We start from the raw sequence: 23,164 nt of genomic DNA, 5'->3' as shown, positions 1-23,164 counted from the left end.
TACTCAATCCCATTCCGTCGGCAGAGAGCGATCGTGCCAATGGGCGAACATGCGGCTGATCTGGCGCGGCAGGATGCGCCCGAGCGACAGGTCGGCGGGAATCTCATCCTCCGCAAAGAAAGAAATCTCGGAAGTTTCCAGGCTGGTCTGCGCGGCGCCGCCGGTGAGTTCGCAGAGAAAGAAATGCTTCACGATGGAATAGAAGCCGGGCGGCCAATGGCCCTGGGTTGCGTGGTCCCAGACGGCGGCGAGCTTGACGGCGCGGGCGTGAAAACCGGTTTCCTCGAACACCTCCCGCACCACACTTTGCGCCGGGGTCTGGCTGACATCGGCCCAGCCGCCCGGCAGTGTCCAACGGTTGCTGTCCATCACCTCCCGCACCATCAGGATGCGGCCCGCTGCGTCAAAGACCGCGCCGCGGACGTCGATCTTGGGCGTGGCATATCCGGCCTCAGAGGCGAAGAGCGTGGCGTAGCCTTCGGCCGATCCATCCGTCCGGGCGGCCAGCATACGGCCCGCCAGCGCCCGCAGCGCCTCATACCGCTCACGGTCATAGGGGTCGCGGGTGAAAGCGAGACCGGTCTGCGCCGTCGCCTGCACTTCCCGCGCCCAGAGCAGCCAGTCCGGTTCCAGATCGCTCATTCAGCCGCGCTCGCGGCCGTCAGGGCCTCGGCATGCTGCGCCTCGTACTGGCGCGCGTAGCGCTTGGCGAGGACCGCGCAGACCATGAGCTGCATCTGATGGAAGATGATCAGCGGCAGCACGATCAGCCCGACGGTGGAGGCACCGAACAGCACATTGGCCATGGGCACGCCGGTCGCGGCACTTTTCTTGGAGCCGCAGAAGACGATGGCGATCTCTTCCGGCCGGCGGAAGCCGAGCAGCCGGCTGCCGAAGGTGGTGATGAGCAGCACCAGGGCCAGCAGGACTGCGTTGGAGATGATGATTTCGGCAAAGCCCGAGAGCGGCAGGGAATGCCACAGGCCGCGCATGACGGCGGCGCTGAAGGCGGTATAGACGACCAGGATGATCGAGCCGCGATCGGTATATTTCAGAATATGCTTGTTGCGCGCGGCCCAGCCGCCGACCCAGGGCCGCAGCAATTGGCCCGCCACGAAGGGCAGCAGCAGTTCGAGAAAGATGGAGCCCACGCTTTCCAGACCCCCGCCGCCGCTGCCATGGGTGCGGAGCAGCAGGCTTGCCATGATCGGCGTCACGATCACGCCGAGCAGCGTGGAAAAGGTCGCCGAGCAGATCGCCGCCGGGACATTGCCATGGGCGATGGAGGTAAAGGCGATGGAGGACTGCACGGTGGAGGGCAGCAGGCAGATATAGAGCAGGCCCATGAGCAGCGCCGGGCTCATGAGATGCGGAAACAGCGCGCGGAAGCCGAAGCCCAGAAGCGGAAACATCACGAAGGTCGCGGCCAGGATGGTCAGATGCAGCCGCCAATGCCCAAGGCCCGCGACCACGGCCTCCCGCGACAATCGCGCGCCCTGCATGAAGAACATCACCGCAATGGCGAGCGTGGTCAGGGCGCTGAAGATCTTCGCGCCCTCGCCATAGCAAGGCAGGAAGGAGGCGACGATGACCGTCGCCACAATGGAGAGGGTGAAGGCGTCGGGGAGGAAGGCCATGATTTTTCGCATGGGCTGCACTCTAGTCGCGAGAGAGGACAGAGGTGAAGCCGCTCTACCCGTTTGTGACAGGCGGTGCGCCAAAGGCTGGCATGCGTGTCCCCGATGGTTTCCAGCGGCCCTGCTTGCCGGGGCGGAATGGGAGGATTACGTTGCAGGAACAGAAGATTAGGGTGGTAGACGTGAAGCTTGATCGTCGGTCTTTCCTGGGCGCGGCAGCGATCGGTCTGCCGGCCTTAGCGATGACGGGTGCGGGCGCCCATGCCGCCGCCCCGGCCGGCGCCGTGCCGATGGGTGCCTGGCCGCATACCATCAGGACCGCCAACGGTGCGACCGTCATCATCTATGAGCCGCAGACGATCGACTGGGTGAATCACGCGACGCTGCGGGCGCGGGCTGCTATTTCCATCACGCCGCCCGGCCAGGCCAAGCCCTTCATGGGCACGATCGAGGTCTCAGGCGCGACCCAGGTCGATACCGACACTAATGTCGTCTATTTTTCACAGCCCACGCTGATCTCCTCCAGCTTCCCGTCGCTCGATACCAGCCAGGCCTATCAGCTGCAGACGCGCATCTCGGCTTTCCTCACCCAGATGCCGACAAAGATCATTCCGCTGAACACGGTGCTGCTGAGCCTGGACGAGAAGCCGGTGGCGGCCGCGCCGATCAACAACACGCCGCCTACCATCTTTTACAGCGCCCAGCCCGCCAGCCTGCTGATCTTCGACGGCGAGCCGACGCTGGCGCCGCTGGCCGGAACCGGCCTGACCTATGCCGTCAATACCAATTGGGACGTCATTCAGGATGCCGCCAATGGCGGCGCCTGGTATCTGCTCAACAATGGCACCTGGCTGGTGGCGCAGGCCTATACCGGCCCCTATGAGCCGGCCGGCCCCCTGCCCGCTGCCTTCACCAAGATTCCCAATGACGCCAATTTCGGCAATATCCGCAAGAACGTGCCCGGCAAGCCACCGGCGCCGGGACTGGTGCCGATCATTTTCGTCTCCACCAAGCCCGCCGAAATCATCGTGACCGCCGGCGCCCCGCAATTCACGCCCGTGCCGCAGACATCGCTGCAGGCGGTGACCAATAGCGGTGCCGTGCTGTTCCGCTACACGCCCACCGGCACCTTTTATTACCTCGTCTCAGGCCGCTGGTTCTCCGCCGCCAGCCTGTACGGACCCTGGACCTTTGCCACGCCCAATCTGCCGGCCGACTTCTCCCGCCTGTCACCGGACGGCAGCTATGGCAATCTGCTCGCCTCCGTCCCCGGCACGGCGGCGGCGCAGGCCGCCGTGCTGAAGGCGCAGGTGCCGACCCAGGCGACGCTGCCGCGCAGCACGACCAAAGTGGCGGTCACCTATTCGGGCGCGCCCAATTTCGCGCCCATTCCGGGCACGACCCTGCTGTACGCGACCAATACGCCCTATCAGGTGATCAATGTCGCGGGCGTCTACTACTGCTGCTATCAGGGCGCCTGGTTTGTTGCCAAATCACCCAACGGTCCCTGGGCGCTGGCGACATCCGTGCCGCCCGTCATCTACACCATTCCGCCGACCAGCCCGGTCTATAACGTGACCTATGTGCAGGTTTACAGCGCAACCCCGGCAGCCGTGACCTACGGCTATACGGCAGGCTATATGATGGGCTTTGTGACCGCAGGGGTTCTCGCCTATGGCACGGGCTATTACTATCCGCCCTATGTCGCCTATGGCCATGTGCCGGTCTATTACCCCTACCCGTATTCCTATGCCGGCAATGTTCATTACAACACCGCGACCGGCGCCTGGGCCAATACCGGCACCGTCTATGGCGCCTATGGCCGCACCGCGACCGCGGGCTACGGCTACAACCCCTCGACCGGCACCTATGCGCGCGGCGCCGCCGTCTATGGACCCTATGGCGGGGCGGCCGCAGGCTCACGCTACAACCCCTCGACCGGCGCCTATGCCCATGGCAGCGCCGTCTGGGGCAATGGCAGCGCCAGCGCCCATGCCTATGGCTATAATCCCTCCACCGGGGTCGCCGGCAGCACCACGCAGAACGCCAATGCCTATGGGCGCTGGGGATCAAGCACCGTGTCAGGCCCGAACGGCACGGTGAATACGGCGAGTGCAAGCAACGCCCGTGGCACGGCCGGGGCCTTCAATGCCAGCAACGGCGCGCAGGGTGCGGCGGTCCATACCTCCAGCGGCAGCAATGCGGCGGCCGTCCAGACCAAGAACGGCAATGTCTATGCCGGCAAGGACGGCAATGTGTACCAGCATTCGAGCAGCGGCTGGTCGCAATACAATAACGGGTCCTGGCAGCAGGTGCAGAAGCCCACGACGACGAGCGCGCAGGCCAACCACCCGAACTATCAGAAGCCGGCGACGACGAGCAGCCAGAACTGGAGCCAGCTCAACCGTGACCAGACGGCCCGGCAATATGGCGGCTATAATCGCGGCAGCTACGGCGGCGGCGGTGGCGGGACACGTCGCCGCTGGTAGGCCGCGCGCGTCTCGGGTAGGTGGTCGCGCATGACCGCGCATCCCGAGACTCATCCCACTCTGCTGACGCCACGCCTGCGGCTGCGGCCGCCGACGATCGACCATTTTCCGCAATGCCTGGCGCTATGGAGCGACCCGGCGGTGACGCAGTATATCGGCGGCGCGCCGCACGCCGGCGAGCAGATCTGGGCGCGGCTGCTGCGCTATATCGGTCATTGGCAGGCGCTGGGCTTCGGCTATTGGGTTGTCGAGACAATCGCGGATAACCGCTTCGTGGGCGAAGTGGGCTTCTCCGATTACCGGCGTGACATCGAGCCGCGGTTTGACGGCACGCCTGAAATGGGCTGGGTGCTGAGCCCGTCGGCGCAGGGACAGGGCTTTGCTGGCGAGGCGACTGAGGCGGCACTCGCCTGGCGTGACGCGACCCTGCCGGGTGATGAGACCGTTGCCATCATCCAGCCCGAGCACGCGGCGTCACTGCGGGTCGCGGCGAAACTCGGTTTCGTGGTGGAGCAGACCGCGCTCTATCACCGCGACCCGATCCTGCTGCTGCGGCGGGTTACAGGAACAGTTTGACCGCTGAGAGGATGACGCAGGTGATGATGGCGTTGAGCGCCATGCCGAGGCTGGCGAAAGCCCCGGCCGTCGGATCGACCTGAAAGGCGCGCGCGGCCCCGAAACCATGGGCGGTGACGCCGATCGCGAGGCCCCGCGCCCGGAAATCGCGAATGCCCAGGCGGTTGAAGATGGGTGTGGCGACCATCGCCCCCACGACGCCCGCGAAAAGCACAATGACGGCGGCGAGTGACGGCACGCCGCCCAACTCAGAGGCCATTTGCATGGCAACCGGCGTCGTCGTTGCCCGCGGCGCGATGGAGGCCAGCATTGCCCGCGGCGCGCCGAACAGCGAGAGGATGCCGACGGCGCTGACGATGGCGGTGACGGCCCCGGCGCAGAGGGCGAGCGTGATCGGCAGCGCCAATTGCCGCACCAGCCGCGCCCGCGTCCAGATGGGCACGGCGAGGCCCACGACCGCCGGGCCGAGCAGAAAGGCGAGCACCGAGGTGGCGCTGTAATAGGTCGCGTAAGGCGTGTGCGTCGCCAGCAGAATGGCGATGATCACAGGGGTTGAGAGCAGCACCGGATGGCACAGAGGATGCCGCATGCTGCGGCGGGAGAGCCGATCCGCGCCTTCAAACACCACCAGCGTCACTGCCAGCCAAAAGGCCTGGGTGGTGAGCAGGCCGTTCATGCCGGCACCTCGACAGGGCCTGACCCCACCCGTTTGACGACGAGGCGAAAGACCGCGACGGTCACCAGCATGGTGAGGAGGGTGGAGATGGTGGTGGCCACCACAAGGCCGATGCCATAGCGCGCCAGCGCCGGACCCTGGTTGATCAGGCCCACGGCGGCCGGCACGAACATGATGGAGAGATGCGCGGTCAACCACCCCGACACACCATCCAGCATCGGACGCTCCCGCCGCGCCATCGCCAGCCAGAGCAGGAGCACCAGAAGCCCGATCACGGAGGCCGGCAGCGGGATGCCCGCCAGCCGGTGCAGGGCTTCGCCGGCGCCAAGGCAGACGAAGAGCAGAGCGATGGCGCCGATCATGGTCACGGGAGAAAGGCCTTTGCTGGATAGTCGCGATGGCAGAGCGCGACGAAGCGCAGACCTTAGAGCCTGGCCGGATTACAGGACAAGCGCCCGCGCCGATCAGGGCTGGCCGCTGCCGCCCGCCGCGCCGTAGACCTGGCCGTTGGCGTAGCTCGCATCCTCCGCCGCCAGCTGCACATAGATCGATGCCAGTTCCACCGGCTGGCCGGCACGGCCGAGCGGCGTAATACTGCCGAATTTCTGCAGCTTCTCCTGGCTGGCCCCACCCGAGACCTGCAGCGGCGTCCAGATCGGACCCGGTGCGACGCCATTCACGCGAATGCCTTTCGGCCCCAGCTGCTTCGCCAGCGATTTGACGTAATTCATCGTCGCGGCCTTAGTCTGCGCATAGTGATAGAGTTCCGGCGACGGGTCATAGGCCTGCTCCGAGGTCGTCGCGATGATGGTGGAACCGGGCGGCATATGCGGCAGGGCTGCCTTGATGATCCAGAAGGGCGCGTAGATGTTCGTCTTCATCGTCGCATCGAACTCCTCCGTGCTCAGATCCAGGATCGACTCGCGCGATTGTTGACGCCCGGCATTGCTGACGAGAATGTCGAGCCCGCCGAGCTGCTGGATGGCGCTTGCCACCATCGACTTGCAGAAGGCCTCATCCCGGATATCGCCCGGAAGTGCCACCGCCTTGCGACCGGCCTTGCGGATGAGGTCGACCACCTCGCGCGCATCCGGCTCCTCGGTCGGGTAATAGGAAATGGCGACATCCGCGCCTTCGCGGGCATAGGCGATGGCCGCCGCCCGGCCCATGCCGGAATCGCCGCCCGTGATCAGGGCACGCCGGCCGAGCAGGCGGCCGGAGCCTTTGTAGCTGGTCTCGCCATGGTCGGGCTTGGGGTCCATCTTGCTGGCAAGGCCCGGCCAGGGCTGCGACTGCTTCGGGTAAGGCGGCCGCGGATATTTGGTGGTCGGGTTCTGCAAGGGGGCGGCGGTCGCACCCTCGGCGCCCGCCACGGTATCGGCCCGCGCTGTCTCTGCCGTCACGGAAACGGCCGCCGCCGCAGCGGCCAGACCCAGGCCCGCAGTGCCGACCAGACCGCGCCGGGACAATTCTGTTTTATCCGTCATGATGCTCTCCTCAATTCGCGGACGGCAGGTGAGAGCCGGGCGCGGCCGGTTCAATGGTCAGATGAAGCCGCGCGCGGCATCGTCATCTGCCGGCCTGGCTGTGGCCTGGCGACCCGGCTTGCCAAGGCTTGGCACCCGGCGCCACGATGACCGCAGGCCGAGGATTGGGGGCATGATGACCGTCGAGACATTCCGGGAGAGTTTGGGGCAGAGCGCGCCACCCGCGGACCTGCCCCCGGTCCTGCTCGCCCTGTGGTGGGCGGGACGCGGTGACTGGGACCGCGCGCATGACGTGGTGCAGGGCCATGAGGGCGAGGCCGATTGCGATGTCATCCATGCCCATCTGCACCGGCAGGAGGGCGATATGATGAACGCCCGCTACTGGTATCGCCGCGCGGGCCGCGACGTGCCCGTTATGTCCGTCGCCGACGAATGGACCGCGCTGGCTGCGGAAATGCTCAGGCGGTAAGCCGCGCCACCCAGTCCGTCACCGCATCGCCGCTGGACAAGGCCGGGTCGATCAGCCCGTCCACCATGAAGGTGGGCGAAACATGGATGCCATTCTGGCGGGCATATTTGCTGTGCCATTTGATTTCGCGGTCAAGATCGGGAATGGCGAAGGCATCCGCCAGGCTGACGCCGCTGTAGCGCTCGATGCGCGCGATGATGTCATGCGGCGTCGCGTCCATATTGGGGCCGCCGGCGTGATTCTCGAACTCGAATTCCGCGCGGTGATCGCCCACCGCCTGCATGACGGCACGGGCGGCGGCCTTGCCTTCGGGCAGCGTGGAGGCCGCGATGATGCAACGGGTGATGACGCCGGAATACATGTGCCAGGGCTGGGACTGCAGGCGGATCTTGATGGTGATCCGGTCCTCGCCGGCCTCGTTCAGCAGCGCATCCAGCTTGTTGAAGGCCTTGACCGAATAGGGGCAGGTCAGTTCGAGAAAAACCTCAAATATCCGCGGCCCGTGGCCCCAGACCAGCGGATCGGCTTTCCAGGAAGCTTGGCTCATAGGATGGTCCTTTTTATGACGGCATTCACGACGTTGTGTGCGCGCGCGACGCCGCCACGTAACCGTCGCGCTCTCTTCCGCGTAGACTAGCCTGCCCGCCGAGAGATACCGGGACGTGAGGCCGAATGATATGGGGTTGGAATGACGATACCAGGAGCGAAGCGTAAGCGGAGCGCCATCGGCGCCTTCATGGTGATCGGCGGCGTGATGGTGCTCAGCGCAGGCGCCTTCGCCTATACGGCCGGGTGGCTTTCCCCCAATCGGCTGACGCCGGCCAAAATCGTCGATGTGCTGGCGCCCCCCGGTGGGCCGGCGCTTGGCCATCGGCGCAATCACACCAAGGGCATCTGCTTCACCGGCGATTTCCAGGCCAATGGTGCCGGGAGCGCCCTCTCCTCCGCCGCGGTTCTCGCAACCGGCACCTATCCCGCCATCGGCCGCTTCAATCTGGCGACCGCGGAGCTGGGCGCGCCGGACGGCACGGTGCCGATCCGCGGCCTTGGGCTACAGATTGCGGCACCGGGTGCGACCTGGCGCATGGCGATGATCACCGCCCCCTTTTTCCCCGTCTCTACGCCGCAGGGCTTCTACGATCTGCAGCAGGCGGTGAAGTCCAAGGCGCCCGATGCGATGAAGAATTTCATCGGCGCGCACCCGAGCTTTCTCACCTTCGTCACATGGATCAAAAGCGCGACCTGGACCGCAAGCTATGCCGGGGACCGGTTCAATAGCCTGGACAGTTTCGCCTTCACCAATGCGGGCGGCCAGACAAGCATCGTCCGCTGGTCCTGGATTCCGCAGGCGACGCCCGTGCCGATCACCCCCGATGCGCTCACCAAGCTTGGGCCTGACGCTCTGGAGCAGGAGATCACCGAACGCGTTGCCAAATCGCCGCAGCGCTGGACGCTGGCCGTGACGGTGGCCGGCACCGGTGACCAGACATCCGATCCGTCGAAGGCCTGGCCGGCCGACCGGCGCACCATCGATGTCGGCACGCTCACCGTGCAGACGATCGAGCCCGAGCCGGACGGGCCGTGCCGCGACCTCAATTTCGATCCCACCATCTTGCCGCACGGCATGGCGACATCGGATGACCCGTTCCCCGCGGCCCGTTCCGCCGCCTACGCCGTCTCCTACGACCGGCGCACAGCGGAAGCGGCGCATTATCCCCATACCAATGCTGGAGCCACGCCATGACCGTGCGAACCGGGCGCTTTGCAGCGCCGCAACGCGTGCTCCATTGGCTGATGGCGATCTGCATCCTCGCCATGCTGTTCATCGGCGTGGGCATGGTCTCCACCGTCACGCAGACATATCTGACGCTGGTGCAGATTCATGAGCCGCTCGGCATCGCCATCCTGATCCTGGTGCTGATCCGCATCGGGTTGCGCCTGCGCTACGGCGCGCCGGCCTTGCCCGCCGATTTTCCGACACCGATGAAGCTCGCGGCCCATCTGTCGCATGTCGTCTTCTACGGATTGATGATCGCGATGCCGCTTCTGGGCTGGGCGATGCTCTCGGCCGCGGCCTATCCCATCGTGCTGTTCGGCTGGCTGACCGTGCCGCCCATCCTGCCGCTGAACAATGGGCTGCACAGCCTGCTGTGGGATGCGCACCGCTATCTCGCCTTTCTCTTCTTCGCGCTCATCCTGCTGCATGTGGCCGCCGCGCTGTTTCATGCCCTGGTGCGGCAGGACGGGGTTTTTGAAGCCATGGGACCCGATCTGCACGGCCGGCCGCGCAAGGGCTGAGAGGCGACCCGCCGATAAAGCGCTGGACATCGCGGACCCGATTGCACAAAGGGGGGCATGGCGAAACCCGATATCCCCGAAGATCTTCTCTGCGCGGCCCTGCCTTACCGGCTGGGCCGGCATGGGCTTGAGATTTTGCTTGTGACCAGCCGCGAGACGCGGGGCTGGGGCATTCCCAGGGGCGTGCCCACGGAAGAACGCCATCCGCATCGCACCGCTGAGATCGAAGCCTTTCACGCGGCCGGGGTGAAGGGCGCCATCTCACGCACGCCGATCGGCGACTATGCCGATACGCGGGCCCTGCCCGATGGCAAGACGGCGCCCGCGCTGGTGGAGGTCTATCCGCTACTTGTCTCCCACGAGGCCGCCACCTGGCCGGACAAGAACCAGCGCCGGCGGGTGTGGTTCCCGGGGCTGGAAGCGGCCGAGAAGCTGGGCGAGAGCGGCTTGGCAACGGTGATCCGGGAGTGGCAGGAGACGCGGGTGACGTCCGGCCGCGGCACCGCCAAGATGGCGCGGGGACGCGGCGGCAGCCGTCACGGGTAGTGGTGGCGGCTAGCGCGCAGACTCCGCCAGATCGCGTTTGTAGCGGCTGATCCAGTCAAGACTGATGTCGTCCGACAATTTGGCCAGCGGCGGCGTGATCGTCTCCGCTTGCGGGGGCGCGACGCCCAGGGAATTGCAGATGCCGATGATCGTCTCCGCTGGATGATCGGCAAATGTCTCATAGGACACAAGCAAAGGGTGGATGTGATGACGGTCGAACCACGCGGCCCAGGCATCGTCATCCCGCTGTAGCTCTACAACCTCCCGGTGGATGGACTGAAAACTGTAGACGGGCTCCTGTGGCGCTGCCTGTCTCTCAAGCTCAGTGCCATCGGCGTTGACATGCCAAAGCCCGCTCTGCTGCGCTTTCACGAGCGACACCGCCTGCGCCACTTTGTCAGACCGCGTAAGATGGATATAGAGACTGTCCCCGAACGCCCGGGCGAAGCGATGGGCATCGGACGGAAGACCGGGATAGACGCGACCCAGCGTCTCGGACAGCAAGCCCAGATAGTCATGCTGCAGGCGAAGACCAAAGATGTCGGTCCCCGCTTTTCCTGCTTTGATGGCAGCCGTCAGATAGGCCGTGTCGAAGTCGGGGCCGGAGACCCTGCCGCTTTCCGCCAGTCCCCACTCAACGGCCCATTCGCGCATGAACTCAGCCCGGTGGTAGAAGGAATCCGGGTTGCCGGTGCGTCCTGTGGACGCCAGAAGCTTGCATAACAGCGTGCTGCCGCTTCTGGGCGTTGTGCCTATGATGTAGCTTTTGATCATCAGCCGCTAGCGTCCTGGCTCATGCTTTCCTCGCCGCACGGCGGAGGCTCGATGTCACCACAAGCCGGTGGAAAGGCAGGATGGCGCGCAGATAGGCGCGGCCGAGCCGGTTATGGCAATGCACGACGGTTGTCATCACAAGCTCCTGCCCGCCGCCTGCTCTGTCGCGCACGAGGATGGAGGCGCGGAAATCAAGATGGCGGTCATCCTCGCCCAGGATGATCTCATCCGCCGTCTGCGACAGGATCGGGAAGAAATTGACCCGCGCGGCCCCTGTGCCGAGGGCGCGGGCGCGCAGCATGGCCGTGGTCTTGACGCCAAACCGCACCATCACCCCGTCCCGCAGCGCGAGCAGGGAGCGCAGCCAGACGGGCGGATTGCCCAGCACGGCCTCGGCCAGATCCTCAATCTTGCGCCCGGCGGCCGCGGGCGACAGCGGGACGGCAAACGCATCCGCCAGGTCGGCGCCGGGATAGAGGCCCGCGATGGTACTGTCGGCCGGCAGAGACGTCGCATACATCGCCAGCGCTCCCACTTGTCGGCTAAGCTTACGTCGGCCGGCCGGCTGCCACAATGCGAGGCCGGCAAACGACCCAGCGGGAGCGACGCGCATGACAGCCCAAGACCCCTCGCCGACCCCATCCATCCCGGCGGATGACCCGGTCCGCAGGCTGACCCTGGCCCGGCCCGACGACCCGGCCCTCACCCATCTCTCGGTCGCGGGCGGCACCTATACCATTCTGGTGACGGGCGCGCAGACCGCCGGCCGCTATTGCCTGATCGAAATGCTGGTGCCGCCGGGCGGCGGCCCGCCGCATCACCGGCATGATTTCGAGGAGATGTTCACGCTGCTGGAAGGCGCGCTGGACTTCACCTTTCGCGGCGAGACGACAACCGTAGAGGCGGGTTCCACCATCAACGTGCCGGCCAATGCGCCGCATTTCTTCATCAATGCCTCGGACAAGCCGGCCCGCATGCTGTGCCTGGCGTCACCGGCCGGGCTGGATGCCTTCTTCATCGCGGTCGGTGACAAGGTCGCTAGCCGCACATCGCCACCGCCGCTTCTGTCGCCAGAGGAAAAGGCGGAGCGCGGCCGCCGCGCGCAGGCGCTGTCCGCCCAATACGTGACGGAGATCATCAAAGCCTGACGGGATTTAAGCCGTCTTCTCCTTAAGCCGCCTTCTCCTGGGCTGCGATGCGCGCCCTCTAACCGCAGGCCTCTTCGATACGCTTGCGGTTTTCTATTTGACGCTCGATCACCACCGGAGAGACATGGAATTCCTCGGCTATCGAGGCGATGTCACGCCCGCTGTCCGCCATCGACCTTATCTCGCTGATCGGGGCGAGGAATTCGGCCGCACACGCACGCTGAGCCGCCTGTCGATAGGCATCACGCAAGTCATTCACGGGAGCGCGGCATTCCTCTGGAAAGCAGACCACATCGCCCACGCCGCGAGCGAGGCGAAAGAGATGTGACACGGCTGCGTTCTGCCCGCCCACGCGACTGCCACGCACGTGCAGACGAACGCCATCAGGCTGATCGTCCCGCAGCGCGGCAATGCCATCCACGTCACCCGCTAGACGAAATTCCGTGCTGCCCCCAAGTTTTTGCGCAAGCGCCTTGTAGGAGGTAAAGGCCGAACCCGCCTGCAGCGCCAAAACCTGGCGCAGCTTCTGGGCACGGCGATAGCCTCTGGCCCAAGCCGGCTCATCCTCGCGGGCCGGTGCCGACCGGGCGACCTGATGAGCGATCGCTCGCAAGTCGACCAGGCGCGTTTGATAGCGTGGGCGACGCTCAGCCTGATTGATCCAGTCGAGGAGACGGGCCTGATCGACAGTCCGGGAGCCCGCGAGAAACTCCGTCAGAGGCTCCCCTGCAAAAACGGCGGATGCCTGGTCGATAATATCGGCCGTTTGCTCAGGAATGTCGTAAGGGTCATGACCTAACGCACCGGCCGCCTCGCAGAACGCGGCTTCCTCGGAATCCTGCCTGGACCGCATGACGCGCTCCCACCGCAGCCCGGCGCTGGTCTTGGTGATGCCTTTCTTGGCCACACGAGCTAGAATCTCATCCACGATGGCTGCCAGTTGCGCCTCAGCCTCAGCGCGACCCATGATCTCAACCGGACCGCTCCAGAACCGGATATCGGGTCGATCATAGTTCTTCTGATGGGCTGCGATCTCAAACACGGCGCCGTCGAAGGACATCCGCAGATCGGGAATCACATAACCTGCGCGGGCGTCGAGAAGCGAAAAATACCGGTCCCTGCCGCCGAAGATCTGCCACCAATGATACGCGATGCCTTCCGCGATGGGATAGAGCGCGACAGTGACGTGATCGACAGCCGCCGAGGTATCCAGGTGAAGAGTGACATTTTGCTCGGCCAGCCATAGGCGCAGATCGGCCACCGTGACCCGCTCCTCGGGCACGGCATTCCCGGCATCTTCCTGCCAGTCAGCCGAAAATCGCATGGCGCTCAGCCTCCTCAATCGGCCAGCCCTTGTAATGGCCGGCCACCGTGTTGATGCAGTAGCCGAGCCAGAGCTGTCCCGTCTCGGGCTGCTTATACCAGATGCGGCTTGGAAACGCCTGATCCGCTTCCAAAAAGCGGTAGCGGCCAGAGCGTAGAGCCTCCTGCACCCAACCGCTTGCCATCGCCCGATCTTGCGTGGCGACAAGCGGGCATATCGTGGTGTGCTGCTTCCTGGGCCGTGTCGCCTCACCGTCTGCGCCACGATGGGCCCGCGGCAGGCCGCCCCACCAGCGCCGCTCCTTATGCTCGGCACTGCCGACATAGGTTGCGTGGCGGATTTGCTCCTCTGCGGGAGGCGAACGAGGCGCGACCTGTGCCGGACGTCTCATCTTCCTGCCGTCCTCTCCCTAAGCCGCCTTCTCCTGGGCTGCGATGCGCGCCAGATTGCCGAGGATGTCCTTGGCCAGACGGATGCGGCGACCGATGTCCATGTCGGCCACCACGACCAGCTTATGGTCGGGACGCAGCTTGATCGATCCACCCCGGCTGCCGATCCAGGGCACGAGGCCCGCGACATTGCCGAAGGCATTGCCGCGGAAGCTCAGCACCATGCCCTTGGGCCCGGCATCCAGCTTCTCGACCCCCGCCTCGCGGCAGATGCGCTTCAGCGTCATCACCTGCAGCAGGTTGTCGACCTCCTCCGGCAGCGGCCCGAAGCGGTCGACCAGTTCGGCCGCCATGGCTTCCGTTTCCTCGACCGATGACAGGCCACCGATGCGGCGATAAAGGCCGAGGCGGACGGGCAGATCGCGCACATAGGTTTCCGGGATCAGCACCGGCAGGCCAAGGCCGATGGTGGGCGTCCAGTCGCGCTCGGCGGCGCGGCTTTTCTTGCCGCGTTCGGCGCGAAGGTCGGCAACGGCATCTTCCAGCATCTGCTGATACAGCTCGATGCCGACTTCGCGGATATGGCCCGACTGCTCGTCGCCCAGCAGATTGCCCGCACCACGAATATCGAGATCATGGCTGGCGAGGGTGAAGCCCGCGCCCAGCGTATCCAGCGTCTGCATCACATCCAGCCGCTTTTCGGCCGCGGCCGAGAGGCGGAAATTCGGCGGCCAGGTGAGATAGGCGTAGCCGCGCTGCTTGCCGCGGCCGACGCGCCCGCGCAGCTGATAGAGCTGGCCGAGACCGAAGAGATCGGCGCGATGAATGATCAACGTATTCACCGCCGGCATGTCGAGACCGCTTTCAACGATATTGGTCGATAGCAGGACATCGTATTTGCCGTCGCCGAATTCCGTCATGACGCGTTCCAGATCGGTCGGCGACAGACGGCCATGGGCTTCGACGACGCGCAGATCGGGCACCAGTTCCACCAGCCGCTTGCCGACGCGCTCCATATCCTCAAGCCTGGGGCAGACGCAGAAGATCTGGCCGCCACGGAAACGCTCCCGCTGGATGGCCTCGCGGATGACAAGACCGTCGAAGGGCATGATGAAGGTGCGGACGGCGAGACGATCGACCGGCGGGGTTGCGATGATGCTCATTTCACGCACGCCCGTCAGCGCGAGCTGCAACGTTCGCGGAATGGGCGTGGCGGTGAGCGTGAGCACATGCACATCGGCCTTGAGCGACTTCAGACGCTCCTTATGAGCGACACCGAAATGCTGCTCCTCATCGACGATGACGAGGCCGATGTCGGCGAAGGTGACGGATTTGGCGAGCAGTGCATGGGTGCCGACCACGATATTGATGGTGCCGTCGGCGAGACCTGCCTTGACCGCCGTCGCTTCCTTGGCGGTGACCATGCGCGACAGCTGGGCGACATTGATGGGCAGGCCCGCGAACCGCGCGGAGAAGCTGCGGAAATGCTGGCGCGCGAGCAGCGTGGTTGGCACCACAACCGCCACCTGGGCGCCGGACATGGCCGCGACGAAGGCGGCGCGGAGAGCCACTTCCGTTTTGCCGAAGCCGACATCGCCGCAGATGAGACGGTCCATCGGCTTGCCTGAGGCCATGTCTTCCAGCACATCGGCGATGGCACGGGACTGATCCTCGGTCTCCACAAAGGGAAACTTGGCGCAGAACTCATCCCACATGCCTTCGGGGGGTGCGAGGCTCGGCGCCTCATGCAACCGGCGTTCGGCGGCGATGCGGATGAGGCCCGCGGCCATGTCGCGAATGCGCGTCTTGGCCTTCGCCTTGCGGTTCTGCCAGGAGGCGCCGCCCAGCTTGTCGAGCGTGACGCCCGCCGTCTCGGTTCCGAAACGCGTGAGCATTTCGATATTCTCGACCGGCAGAAACAGCTTGTGGTCGCCATCATAGATGATGCGCAGACAATCATGTGGCGCTTCATTGACGCGGATGGTGACGAGACCGTCGTAGCGGCCGATGCCGTGATCCTCATGCACCACCAGATCGCCCTCGGCGATGTCGGTGGCTTCCGCAATGAACTGGTCGGCGCGCTTGCGCTTGCGCGGCGGCCGGGCGAGGCGCCGGCCGAGCAGGTCCTGCTCGCCCACCACCGCCATGCGGTCACCGATGAAGCCGCGCTCCATGCCGAGGGTGACGAGGGCGATGGCATGGGGCGGCAGCTTGCGCACCGCATCCGCATTGGCCGCGACCTTGAGCTGATCAAAACCGTGCTCACGCAGCAGCCCACCGAGACGCTCACGCGAACCATCGGTCCAGGCCGCGATGACGAGGCGCTTTTTCTCCGCGCCCCAAGACGCCGCCTGCGCGCGCAGCTTGTCGAATATATCGGGTTGCATCTCCCCGCCCGGGGCGAAGATAGGCGCGGGCCGGCCGCCGCCATCGACGCCCTGCGCGCCTTCCGGCCGGCCGAAGGGACTGAAGGTGAAATTCGGCACCGCGCCCAGCATGCCGGACCAATCGGAAGAATCGAGATAGAGCCGTTCGGCCGGAATGGGCCGGTAGGGCGTTTCGCCATCGCGCGGCGGCACGCGCCGCGCCTGATAATGGTCGGCGATCAATTCCAGGCGGGAGGAGAGCACTTCCTCGGCCTGGTGATCGAGGCTGATGGTGACGCCCGGCATGTAATCGACCAGGGTTTCCATCGCATCGTAAAACAGCGGCACCCAATGCTCCATGCCGGCATGGCGGCGCCGTTCGGAGATGGAGAGATAGAGCGGGTCATCGGTCGCGGCCTGCCCGAACAGCTCGCGCCAGCTGGTGCGGAAGCGAGCGACCGATTCGGGGTCCAGCGGCACTTCCGACACCGGATGCAGCGTCAGGCCTTGCACCGCCTCGCCGCTGCGCTGGCTGTCAGTATCGAAACGCCGCATGCTTTCGATACTGTCGCCAAACAGATCGAGGCGGATGGGATCGGGCTCGCCCGCCGGAAAAAGGTCGATAATGCCGCCGCGCATGGCAAACTCGCCCGGTTCCATCACGGTCGAGGCGCGGGCATAGCCATGGGCTTCCAGAAACACGGCCAGCTTCTCAGGCTCGACGGTGGCGCCCGGCTTGAGATTGAGGCTGGTGCCCTGGAACATCGACCGCGGCGGCACGCGCTGGACGAGACCATTGACGGTCGTCAGCACCACGCCGCGCTTGAAGTCTCCGCCCGCCAGCTGGGCGAGTGCGGCAATGCGTTCCGAGACGATCGCCGGATTGGGCGAGACGCGGTCATAAGGCAGGCAGTCCCAGGCGGGAAAGCGCAGCACCCCAAGTTCAGGCGCGAAGAAGGCCAGCGCTTCGGCCATCCGCGCCATGCGCGCATCATCCCGCGCGACATGGATGATGGGGCCGGACGCATCCAGCGCCTGACGCACCAGCAGCGCCGCGTCCCAGCCCTCGGGCGCGCCATAGACTGTCAGACGGCTCATTTGCCACCCGCGGCGATCATCGCCTGGAGCAGCGGATGGTCATGCACGGCCGGCACGGGTTGACGCCGCGTCAGCCAGTCGGCCAGATCGGGCTCAGGCAGTTCGAGGAGTCGCTCGATCTCCGTCAGCTCCTCGGCCGTGAAGGCATGAAGCCGGGATGAGACAAAGCCGCCTATCAGAAGGTCAAGCTCATGCGTGCCGCGATGGCTGGCTCGGAACAGAAGGCGCTTGCGGCGCTGGTCGAGGTCGGGTGCGGAATCGCTCATGGCTGATCAAAGCTATAGTCACCCCAGCCACAAGAGTCAGCCGGTGAGCGTGGATCTCCTGTCGCAAATCCGCGCGCCGCTGACCCTCCTCCCCGGCATAGGCCCGCGGCTGGCGACACCCTTGTCGCGGCTCGCCGGCGGCCCGCGCATCCGCGATCTGCTGCTGCATCTACCGGATAGTTACGTGGACCGGCGGGAGCGGCCGAAACTGGCCCATGCGAAGCCCGGCGGCATCGTGACGCTGGAAGTCCAGGTGATGAGCCACGAGAGCCCGCGCAGCCGCACCCAGCCCTGGCGCGCGGTGGTGACGGATGGCTCGGCCTTCGCCGAGATCGTGCTGTTCCATCAGGCGCGCCTCAGCCAGATGCCGGTGGGTGCGACCGTCATCGTCTCGGGCAAGCTGGAAAGCTTCGCGGACCGGCTGACCCTGCCGCACCCGGATTACGTGCTGCCGGTCGCCCGCGCCCATGAAATGCCGGATATCGAGCCGGTCTGGCCGCTGACCGCCGGCATCACCAATCGCGTCGTCGGGAAGGCCATGTCCGGCGCCCTGGCGCGCCTGCCCGAGCTGCCGGAATGGATCGAGCCGAGCTTGCTGCGCCGCCGGCAATGGCCGAGTTTCGCGGCTGGCCTGCGGCGGGTTCAGGCGCCGGATACGGATACCGGCGCGCGCGAGGTGGCGCGCAAGCGGCTGGCCTATGACGAGCTGCTGGCCGAGCAGATCGCGCTCGGCCTCAGGCGGCTGGCGCTGAAGAGGCGGCCCGGCCGGGTGCTGAAGGGCGACGGCCATCTGCGCGCCGAGGCCCTGCAGCGCTTCGGCTTTCAGCCGACCGCGAGCCAGACCCGCGCGCTGGCCGAAATCGACGCCGATATGGCCGCCCCCTTCCCCATGGTCCGGCTGCTGCAGGGCGATGTCGGGTCAGGCAAGACGCTGGTGGCGCTGCTGGCCATGCTGCGTGCGGCCGAGGCCGGGGCGCAGGCCGCGCTGATGGCGCCCACGGAAATTCTGGTGCAGCAGCATTTCCGCACGCTCTCCGCCCTGTCGCCTGTGCCGGTCGGGCTGCTGACGGGGTCGATGCCCGCCGCCGCGCGGCGGCAGGTGCTGGCGGGCCTCGCCGATGGGTCATTGCCGCTGGTCGTGGGCACGCATGCGCTGTTCCAGAAGGCCGTCGACTTCCAGGATCTGGGCCTGGCCGTCATCGACGAGCAGCATCGCTTCGGCGTCGATCAGCGCATCAGCCTGGGCGACAAGGGCGACAAGACCGATGTGCTGGTGATGACGGCGACACCCATTCCACGCTCCCTCCGCCTCACCCAATATGGCGAGATGGATCTCAGCCAGCTGACCGAGAAGCCGCGCGGCCGCGGCGCCATCCGCACGACGCTGCATGGGCTGGGTGCGATGGGCCAGGTGATCGGCGGCATCACCCGCGCGCTGGACCGCGGCGCCCGCATCTACTGGGTGTGTCCGCTCGTCAGCGAAAGCGAAGCGATGGATCTGTCGGCCGCCGAATTCCGCTTCGACATGCTGCGCAAGCGCTTCCCCGGCCTTGTCGGCCTCGCCCATGGCCAGCAGGACAGCAAGACGCGCGAAGAGGCTTTGGCGGATTTCGCGGCCGGGCGGACGCGCCTGCTGGTGGCGACGACCGTGGTGGAGGTCGGCGTCGATGTGCCGGAAGCGACCGTCATGGTGATCGAACATGCCGAGCGCTTCGGCCTGGCCCAGCTGCATCAGCTGCGCGGGCGCGTGGGGCGCGGCGCGGAGGAGAGTTTCTGCCTGCTGCTGCATGAGGACGGGCTGACCAAAGTGGCACAGGAGCGGCTGCTGCTGATGCGCGACACGACGGACGGTTTCGTCATTGCGGACGCCGATTTCCGCATCCGCGGCCATGGCGACGTCACCGGCACCAAGCAATCAGGCCTGCCCGGCTATCGCCTGGCCGATATCCCCGAGCAGGAGAAGCTGCGGGAAGTGGCCGTCAAGGATGCGACGATGCTGCTGGACCAGGACCCGCAGCTGCGCTCCCCGCGCGGTCAGGCGGCGGATGTGCTGCTGCGCCTGTTCGACAAGGAGGACAGCGTGCGCAGGCTGCAGGCCGGATGATCGGGCGGGAATATCCGGCGCGGCCGATCGTGGGCATTGGCGTCGTGCTGCTGAAGCCGCCGTCAGAGGTGCTGCTCATCCGCCGCGGCCACGCGCCGATGCTGGGCGCCTGGGGGCTGCCCGGCGGCGCGCAGGACCTGGGTGAAACGGCGGAAGAGGCCGCGCGGCGGGAATTGCAGGAGGAGACGGGGCTGACGGTCGGCCGCCTGATTCTGGCGGGGACTGTCGATAGCATCGACCGTGATCCGCAAGGCCGCGTGCGCTACCACTATACGATTCTGGATTTTGCGGGGCTTTGGCAAGGCGGCGAGCCAGAGGCGCTGTCAGACGCGGCGGACGTGACTTGGGCCGATTTGCAGGACCTGGGGCGCTACGATTTATGGAGCGAGGCGCATCGCATCATCGCCCTCGCCCGGCAGGCGTTGGGGGTGTGAGACCATGTCATGCCCGGCTTTATGCCGGGCACCTACCCGTGCCGGCGCCTGAACGGTGTGCGGGCACCTGAACGGGTAGGTCCCCGGGACAAGCCCGGGGATGACGATGGTGTTGGGGTGCTTTGGTCGCTCAGACTTCGGAAGCGGGAACGTCCGGGCGGCCGAAATCACCCAGCGTCTGCGTGCCGGTGGTGGCGACCGGGGCCGGCGCCGGTGACGCGGCCGGCGGCGCATCGTTCAGCATTTCGATCTGGCCGGTGATCTGACCACCATCTTCGACCTGCAGGCGGCGGCAGCGCGCCTTGCCCAGCACACGGCCGGTGGCGCGCACGATGAGGCTGGTGCGGGCCGTCACGACACCGTCGATGACGCCGGCGATCTCAGCCTCTTCGACCTCGATCTCACCCTTGAAGATGCCGCCGTCGATGACCGACAGCTCGGCCGCGTGGATGAGCGTGGCTTCGACCGTGCCTTCGACGACGAGGCGTTCGGCGTCATTGATGGTGCCCTGCACGCTGATGCCACGGCCGACCACGAGGGTGCGGCGCTCGGCCGAGTCGGGCAGGCCGGCATTGCGGCCTTGCGGGGCCAGGCCCGGACGCAGCGCGCCGGGCGCCGGCGGCATGGACGGCACGGTTGACGAGTTAGGGGCGAAGGGCGGTCGGGCCATAGGGGAAGGGTCCTTATCCTTGGGCGGGGCTGGGCGGAAAGGCGGCACGCCAAGGCCATTATCGGCCGGTTTGGCGGCAGGTGCGCTTCCACCTTGTCCCACGGGTTTGAGACCAGTGGCCGGCGCCGACGCGGCGCCCCCCTGGATCTCATCTTCGGGTCTGGTGCTGCGGCGTTTAAACACGATCGTCTCGTCCCTGCCATGACGGAGCGGTTCGCCTATCATGAACGCGGCGCTGTTAACAACCCGATGAGGCATTTTAGTTAAACCATTGTCAGGCAATGTCAGTTTGCGTCGTTATCGCGCCGCTGCTACCGGAACCGAAACTCATTGGGAAAGCGCATGACCTCCCCCCGCTACGACATTCTCTCCATCGGCAATGCCATTGTCGATATTCTGGCCGAAGTCGATGAAGCCTTTCTCGGCGAGCAGGAGATGATCAAGGGTTCGATGGAATTGATCGACGCCCGGCAGACGGACAGCCTGTACGCGATCATGCCGCCTGCGGTGCAGACCAGTGGCGGGTCGGTGGCCAATACGGCGGCCGTCGCCGGACAGATGGGCGCGAAAGCGGCCTTCATCGGCGTCGTCGCCGACGATCAGTTCGGCGGCATCTTCCGCCACGACATCCGCGGCTCCGGCGTGCAGTATCTGACGCCGCCGGCAGCCGGTGGCGACCCGACGGCGCGCTGCCTCATTCTGGTGACGCCGGACGGCCAGCGCACGATGAATACCTATCTCGGCGTCTCCAGCACGCTGGCGCCGCATCATCTCGATCCTCAGCTGATCGCGGATTCCGCCATCAGCTATCTGGAAGGCTTTCTGTTCTATGTGCCGCATTCGCGCGATGCGGCGATTGCCGCCGCCGGGATTGCGCATCAGGCGGGGCGGCGCGTGGCCATTTCCCTGTCGGACTTCCTGTGCGTGGAGCGCAATCTGGAGGCTTTCCGCGCCATGGTGCGCGATCATGTCGATATTCTGTTCGCCAATGAGAAGGAATTGGCGGCGCTGACCGGGCTTGATGATTTCGAGGCCGGGGCCGAAGCCGTGCGCGGCCAGGTGGAGATTGCGGCGCTGACGCGCGGCGAACTGGGCAGCGTCATCCTGCGTGGCGATGAGCGTGTCACGGTGGCAGCGGAACCGACCGAGGTGGTCGATACAACCGGCGCGGGCGATGCCTATGCCGCCGGGTTCATGGCCGCGCTGGTTGCGGGCGAAAATCTCGCGACCTGCGGTCTATGGGCATCCCGCGCCGCGGCGGAGACGATCAGCCGCATGGGCGCACGTCCGCCGGGCGATCTGACTTACCTGCGTAAGTAAGCTTTCACGCCCGGCTTGGTCTCCGCACAGCATCGACGGCGACCTGCCGGGCGTCAGTCACCCGCGAGGGACACCCCCGCGAGAAGCGGGGCGTGGGCGGCGAGCCTGCGGGATACGAAATCCGTAAAGAGCCGCACGCGCTTCGTCTTGCGTGTCTCCCCCTGGGTGAGAAGCCAGAGCGTTCCGTACAGGTGCAGGCCGGTGCCCGGCACCCGCACCAGCAGGGGGTCCGCATCTCCGACGAAACACGGCAGCGCCGTGATCCCGATCCCTTGCCGAACAGCGACGATCTCCGCCGCGGCGTCCGTGACCCTGAATGGAACGCCCGTGGTGCGAACTTCGCCCTCGCTGGCCCAGTCTGGAATGCCGTGCATGCTGATGACGATCCAGCGGATGGGATCAGGCGCGCCTGCACGCCACGCGGCGAGCCGCTCGCGGGAGATGTAGACGCCGCCGAACAGCTCCGGCCCCGTCAGGCCGTGAAGATTGAGCGGCAGGGTTTTGCGGTCATAGACAACGCGGATCGCGACGTCGGCCTCGCGGTTGGTCAAATTTGCCAGATCGCCGGACGACAGGATTTCCATCTCGATGTCTGGATGCAGACGCGCGAACGCGGCGAAGTCCGGGATGAGCAGGTGTGTCGCGAGGATCGGTGTCAACGTCACCCGCAGAAGCCCGCGCACGCTTTGGTCGCGCCCGAAAACGCGCGTCTCGAGCTGGTGGGACGACGCTTGCATCTGGTCCGCGAACTCGAGCACCTCCTCGCCCGCGGCTGTCAGGCGGTAGCCGGACGGCCGCTTTTCAAACATCTGCGCCCCGAGGCGTTCCTCAAGCTGGGCGATGCGCCGCAGTACGGTCGCGTGGTTCACACCCAGGCGTGCGGCGGCAGCCCGCACTGAGCCTCCGCGGGCCGCTGCAAGAAAATAGCGAACGTCATCCCAGTCGATCATGGTGCATTCCCGCGCCGGCAGCTGCGCCTTCCGAAGCACAGCCTACCACGCTGAGGCTTAGTGCGCGCGACCGTCCCGGCGTTCAATCTTCTGACTGGATCGTTTTCGCACCACCAATGTGCAGGATTCCCCACTGACGGCCG

The 23,164-nt window shown here is 66.0% G+C and carries 24 protein-coding genes; 10 read left to right on the top strand and 14 right to left on the bottom strand.

Features of this window, described 5'->3' with window-relative positions; all coding sequences use genetic code 11:
- Positions 1 to 3: 3 nt before the first annotated feature.
- Positions 4 to 642, bottom strand: coding sequence for an NUDIX hydrolase (locus AC3G7M_RS12270; protein ID WP_489212288.1), 639 nt, complete (start codon positions 640 to 642; stop codon positions 4 to 6).
- Entirely contained in the window at positions 639 to 1,637 is a 999-nt protein-coding gene (locus tag AC3G7M_RS12265; protein WP_489212287.1) for a bile acid:sodium symporter family protein, read from the bottom strand. The genes AC3G7M_RS12270 and AC3G7M_RS12265 overlap by 4 nt, the downstream gene beginning before the upstream one ends.
- Positions 1,638 to 1,819: 182 nt before the next feature.
- Between AC3G7M_RS12265 and AC3G7M_RS12260 the strand changes: the two genes are divergently transcribed.
- Together AC3G7M_RS12260 and AC3G7M_RS12255 are read left to right on the top strand one after the other, a co-directional pair.
- Positions 1,820 to 4,126: a hypothetical protein gene (locus AC3G7M_RS12260; RefSeq protein WP_489212286.1), complete on the top strand. Its 2,307-nt coding sequence runs from the start codon at positions 1,820 to 1,822 to the stop codon at positions 4,124 to 4,126.
- Positions 4,127 to 4,156: 30 nt separating this feature from the next.
- Positions 4,157 to 4,702, top strand: a complete 546-nt coding sequence (locus AC3G7M_RS12255; RefSeq protein WP_489212284.1) for a GNAT family N-acetyltransferase — start codon at positions 4,157 to 4,159, stop codon at positions 4,700 to 4,702.
- On the opposite strand, the gene AC3G7M_RS12250 is transcribed toward AC3G7M_RS12255, so the two are convergent.
- The 3 genes from AC3G7M_RS12250 to AC3G7M_RS12240 all read right to left on the bottom strand — a co-directional run bounded on the left by AC3G7M_RS12250 (position 4,686) and on the right by AC3G7M_RS12240 (position 6,865).
- A complete protein-coding gene (locus AC3G7M_RS12250) occupies positions 4,686 to 5,378 on the bottom strand; it encodes an LrgB family protein (RefSeq protein ID WP_489212283.1) in 693 nt (230 codons plus the stop codon). The two genes, AC3G7M_RS12255 and AC3G7M_RS12250, sit on opposite strands and share 17 nt — an antisense overlap.
- Positions 5,375 to 5,740 (bottom strand): CidA/LrgA family protein, encoded by a 366-nt coding sequence (locus AC3G7M_RS12245; protein ID WP_489216042.1) that lies wholly within the window; start codon positions 5,738 to 5,740, stop codon positions 5,375 to 5,377. Before AC3G7M_RS12245 ends, AC3G7M_RS12250 begins: the two co-directional genes overlap by 4 nt.
- Positions 5,741 to 5,842: 102 nt before the next feature.
- The gene (locus tag AC3G7M_RS12240) at positions 5,843 to 6,865 is read right to left on the bottom strand and encodes an SDR family oxidoreductase (protein ID WP_489212282.1); all 1,023 of its coding nucleotides are present in this window, start codon (positions 6,863 to 6,865) and stop codon (positions 5,843 to 5,845) included.
- 172 nt (positions 6,866 to 7,037) lie between these two features.
- Between AC3G7M_RS12240 and AC3G7M_RS12235 the strand changes: the two genes are divergently transcribed.
- On the top strand, positions 7,038 to 7,334 hold the full coding sequence (locus AC3G7M_RS12235; protein ID WP_489212281.1) for a hypothetical protein: 297 nt from the start codon (positions 7,038 to 7,040) through the stop codon (positions 7,332 to 7,334).
- Here AC3G7M_RS12235 and AC3G7M_RS12230 read toward each other — a convergent pair.
- Positions 7,324 to 7,881, bottom strand: coding sequence for a DsbA family protein (locus AC3G7M_RS12230; RefSeq protein WP_489212280.1), 558 nt, complete (start codon positions 7,879 to 7,881; stop codon positions 7,324 to 7,326). The genes AC3G7M_RS12235 and AC3G7M_RS12230 overlap by 11 nt on opposite strands.
- Positions 7,882 to 8,022: 141 nt before the next feature.
- Between AC3G7M_RS12230 and AC3G7M_RS12225 the strand changes: the two genes are divergently transcribed.
- Genes AC3G7M_RS12225 through AC3G7M_RS12215 form a run of 3 tightly spaced genes read left to right on the top strand, consistent with a single transcriptional unit; the run spans position 8,023 to position 10,178 of the window.
- Positions 8,023 to 9,078 (top strand): catalase family peroxidase, encoded by a 1,056-nt coding sequence (locus AC3G7M_RS12225; RefSeq protein ID WP_489212279.1) that lies wholly within the window; start codon positions 8,023 to 8,025, stop codon positions 9,076 to 9,078.
- A complete protein-coding gene (locus AC3G7M_RS12220; protein WP_489212278.1) occupies positions 9,075 to 9,632 on the top strand; it encodes a cytochrome b in 558 nt (185 codons plus the stop codon). The genes AC3G7M_RS12225 and AC3G7M_RS12220 overlap by 4 nt, the downstream gene beginning before the upstream one ends.
- Before the next feature lie 57 nt (positions 9,633 to 9,689).
- On the top strand, positions 9,690 to 10,178 hold the full coding sequence (locus tag AC3G7M_RS12215) for an NUDIX hydrolase (protein WP_489212277.1): 489 nt from the start codon (positions 9,690 to 9,692) through the stop codon (positions 10,176 to 10,178).
- A 9-nt stretch (positions 10,179 to 10,187) separates the two neighbouring features.
- Here AC3G7M_RS12215 and AC3G7M_RS12210 read toward each other — a convergent pair whose 3' ends face one another.
- The gene (locus AC3G7M_RS12210) at positions 10,188 to 10,952 is read right to left on the bottom strand and encodes a Stf0 family sulfotransferase (RefSeq protein WP_489212276.1); all 765 of its coding nucleotides are present in this window, start codon (positions 10,950 to 10,952) and stop codon (positions 10,188 to 10,190) included.
- 19 nt (positions 10,953 to 10,971) lie between these two features.
- Positions 10,972 to 11,472, bottom strand: a complete 501-nt coding sequence (locus AC3G7M_RS12205) for a DUF2867 domain-containing protein (protein WP_489212275.1) — start codon at positions 11,470 to 11,472, stop codon at positions 10,972 to 10,974.
- 91 nt (positions 11,473 to 11,563) lie between these two features.
- Here AC3G7M_RS12205 and AC3G7M_RS12200 point away from each other — a divergent pair, with 91 nt between their 5' ends.
- Positions 11,564 to 12,100: a cupin domain-containing protein gene (locus AC3G7M_RS12200; protein WP_489212274.1), complete on the top strand. Its 537-nt coding sequence runs from the start codon at positions 11,564 to 11,566 to the stop codon at positions 12,098 to 12,100.
- A 58-nt stretch (positions 12,101 to 12,158) separates the two neighbouring features.
- On the opposite strand, the gene AC3G7M_RS12195 is transcribed toward AC3G7M_RS12200, so the two are convergent.
- Genes AC3G7M_RS12195 through AC3G7M_RS12180 form a run of 4 tightly spaced genes read right to left on the bottom strand, consistent with a single transcriptional unit; the run spans position 12,159 to position 17,543 of the window.
- A complete protein-coding gene (locus AC3G7M_RS12195; protein WP_489212273.1) occupies positions 12,159 to 13,424 on the bottom strand; it encodes a hypothetical protein in 1,266 nt (421 codons plus the stop codon).
- Complete coding sequence (locus AC3G7M_RS12190; protein WP_489212272.1) at positions 13,408 to 13,815, bottom strand: hypothetical protein; 408 nt, start codon at positions 13,813 to 13,815, stop codon at positions 13,408 to 13,410. The genes AC3G7M_RS12195 and AC3G7M_RS12190 overlap by 17 nt, the downstream gene beginning before the upstream one ends.
- Positions 13,816 to 13,833: 18 nt before the next feature.
- A complete protein-coding gene (gene mfd, locus AC3G7M_RS12185) occupies positions 13,834 to 17,277 on the bottom strand; it encodes a transcription-repair coupling factor (protein WP_489212271.1) in 3,444 nt (1,147 codons plus the stop codon).
- Complete coding sequence (locus AC3G7M_RS12180) at positions 17,274 to 17,543, bottom strand: FAD assembly factor SdhE (RefSeq protein ID WP_489212269.1); 270 nt, start codon at positions 17,541 to 17,543, stop codon at positions 17,274 to 17,276. The genes mfd and AC3G7M_RS12180 overlap by 4 nt, the downstream gene beginning before the upstream one ends.
- Between AC3G7M_RS12180 and recG the strand changes: the two genes are divergently transcribed.
- On the top strand, positions 17,542 to 19,647 hold the full coding sequence (gene recG, locus AC3G7M_RS12175) for an ATP-dependent DNA helicase RecG (RefSeq protein WP_489212268.1): 2,106 nt from the start codon (positions 17,542 to 17,544) through the stop codon (positions 19,645 to 19,647). The two genes, AC3G7M_RS12180 and recG, sit on opposite strands and share 2 nt — an antisense overlap.
- Complete coding sequence (locus tag AC3G7M_RS12170; RefSeq protein WP_489212267.1) at positions 19,644 to 20,081, top strand: NUDIX hydrolase; 438 nt, start codon at positions 19,644 to 19,646, stop codon at positions 20,079 to 20,081. Before recG ends, AC3G7M_RS12170 begins: the two co-directional genes overlap by 4 nt.
- Before the next feature lie 130 nt (positions 20,082 to 20,211).
- On the opposite strand, the gene AC3G7M_RS12165 is transcribed toward AC3G7M_RS12170, so the two are convergent.
- Positions 20,212 to 20,751: a bactofilin family protein gene (locus tag AC3G7M_RS12165; RefSeq protein ID WP_489212266.1), complete on the bottom strand. Its 540-nt coding sequence runs from the start codon at positions 20,749 to 20,751 to the stop codon at positions 20,212 to 20,214.
- A 342-nt stretch (positions 20,752 to 21,093) separates the two neighbouring features.
- Here AC3G7M_RS12165 and AC3G7M_RS12160 point away from each other — a divergent pair, with 342 nt between their 5' ends.
- The gene (locus tag AC3G7M_RS12160; RefSeq protein ID WP_489212264.1) at positions 21,094 to 22,071 is read left to right on the top strand and encodes an adenosine kinase; all 978 of its coding nucleotides are present in this window, start codon (positions 21,094 to 21,096) and stop codon (positions 22,069 to 22,071) included.
- 53 nt (positions 22,072 to 22,124) lie between these two features.
- Here AC3G7M_RS12160 and AC3G7M_RS12155 read toward each other — a convergent pair whose 3' ends face one another.
- Positions 22,125 to 23,021 carry a LysR family transcriptional regulator gene (locus AC3G7M_RS12155; RefSeq protein ID WP_489212263.1) on the bottom strand — a complete coding sequence of 299 codons (897 nt, stop codon included), beginning with the start codon at positions 23,019 to 23,021 and terminating at the stop codon, positions 22,125 to 22,127.
- Positions 23,022 to 23,164: the final 143 nt, after the last annotated feature.

This window comes from Acidisoma sibiricum, from assembly GCF_057837225.1.
The sequence above is the reverse complement of the archived record's forward strand: the minus strand, read 5'-3'. Positions and strand labels throughout refer to the sequence as shown.

Coding starts and splice junctions, on each gene's coding strand:
- AC3G7M_RS12270 (WP_489212288.1), bottom strand. CDS start 642: ATGAGCGATCTGGAACCGGACTGGCTGCTCTGGGCGCGGGAAGTGCAG.
- AC3G7M_RS12265 (WP_489212287.1), bottom strand. CDS start 1,637: ATGGCCTTCCTCCCCGACGCCTTCACCCTCTCCATTGTGGCGACGGTC.
- AC3G7M_RS12255 (WP_489212284.1), top strand. CDS start 4,157: ATGACCGCGCATCCCGAGACTCATCCCACTCTGCTGACGCCACGCCTG.
- AC3G7M_RS12250 (WP_489212283.1), bottom strand. CDS start 5,378: ATGAACGGCCTGCTCACCACCCAGGCCTTTTGGCTGGCAGTGACGCTG.
- AC3G7M_RS12245 (WP_489216042.1), bottom strand. CDS start 5,740: ATGATCGGCGCCATCGCTCTGCTCTTCGTCTGCCTTGGCGCCGGCGAA.
- AC3G7M_RS12240 (WP_489212282.1), bottom strand. CDS start 6,865: ATGACGGATAAAACAGAATTGTCCCGGCGCGGTCTGGTCGGCACTGCG.
- AC3G7M_RS12235 (WP_489212281.1), top strand. CDS start 7,038: ATGATGACCGTCGAGACATTCCGGGAGAGTTTGGGGCAGAGCGCGCCA.
- AC3G7M_RS12230 (WP_489212280.1), bottom strand. CDS start 7,881: ATGAGCCAAGCTTCCTGGAAAGCCGATCCGCTGGTCTGGGGCCACGGG.
- AC3G7M_RS12225 (WP_489212279.1), top strand. CDS start 8,023: ATGACGATACCAGGAGCGAAGCGTAAGCGGAGCGCCATCGGCGCCTTC.
- AC3G7M_RS12220 (WP_489212278.1), top strand. CDS start 9,075: ATGACCGTGCGAACCGGGCGCTTTGCAGCGCCGCAACGCGTGCTCCAT.
- AC3G7M_RS12215 (WP_489212277.1), top strand. CDS start 9,690: ATGGCGAAACCCGATATCCCCGAAGATCTTCTCTGCGCGGCCCTGCCT.
- AC3G7M_RS12210 (WP_489212276.1), bottom strand. CDS start 10,952: ATGATCAAAAGCTACATCATAGGCACAACGCCCAGAAGCGGCAGCACG.
- AC3G7M_RS12205 (WP_489212275.1), bottom strand. CDS start 11,472: ATGTATGCGACGTCTCTGCCGGCCGACAGTACCATCGCGGGCCTCTAT.
- AC3G7M_RS12200 (WP_489212274.1), top strand. CDS start 11,564: ATGACAGCCCAAGACCCCTCGCCGACCCCATCCATCCCGGCGGATGAC.
- AC3G7M_RS12195 (WP_489212273.1), bottom strand. CDS start 13,424: ATGCGATTTTCGGCTGACTGGCAGGAAGATGCCGGGAATGCCGTGCCC.
- AC3G7M_RS12190 (WP_489212272.1), bottom strand. CDS start 13,815: ATGAGACGTCCGGCACAGGTCGCGCCTCGTTCGCCTCCCGCAGAGGAG.
- mfd (WP_489212271.1), bottom strand. CDS start 17,277: ATGAGCCGTCTGACAGTCTATGGCGCGCCCGAGGGCTGGGACGCGGCG.
- recG (WP_489212268.1), top strand. CDS start 17,542: ATGGCTGATCAAAGCTATAGTCACCCCAGCCACAAGAGTCAGCCGGTG.
- AC3G7M_RS12180 (WP_489212269.1), bottom strand. CDS start 17,543: ATGAGCGATTCCGCACCCGACCTCGACCAGCGCCGCAAGCGCCTTCTG.
- AC3G7M_RS12170 (WP_489212267.1), top strand. CDS start 19,644: ATGATCGGGCGGGAATATCCGGCGCGGCCGATCGTGGGCATTGGCGTC.
- AC3G7M_RS12165 (WP_489212266.1), bottom strand. CDS start 20,751: ATGGCCCGACCGCCCTTCGCCCCTAACTCGTCAACCGTGCCGTCCATG.
- AC3G7M_RS12160 (WP_489212264.1), top strand. CDS start 21,094: ATGACCTCCCCCCGCTACGACATTCTCTCCATCGGCAATGCCATTGTC.
- AC3G7M_RS12155 (WP_489212263.1), bottom strand. CDS start 23,021: ATGATCGACTGGGATGACGTTCGCTATTTTCTTGCAGCGGCCCGCGGA.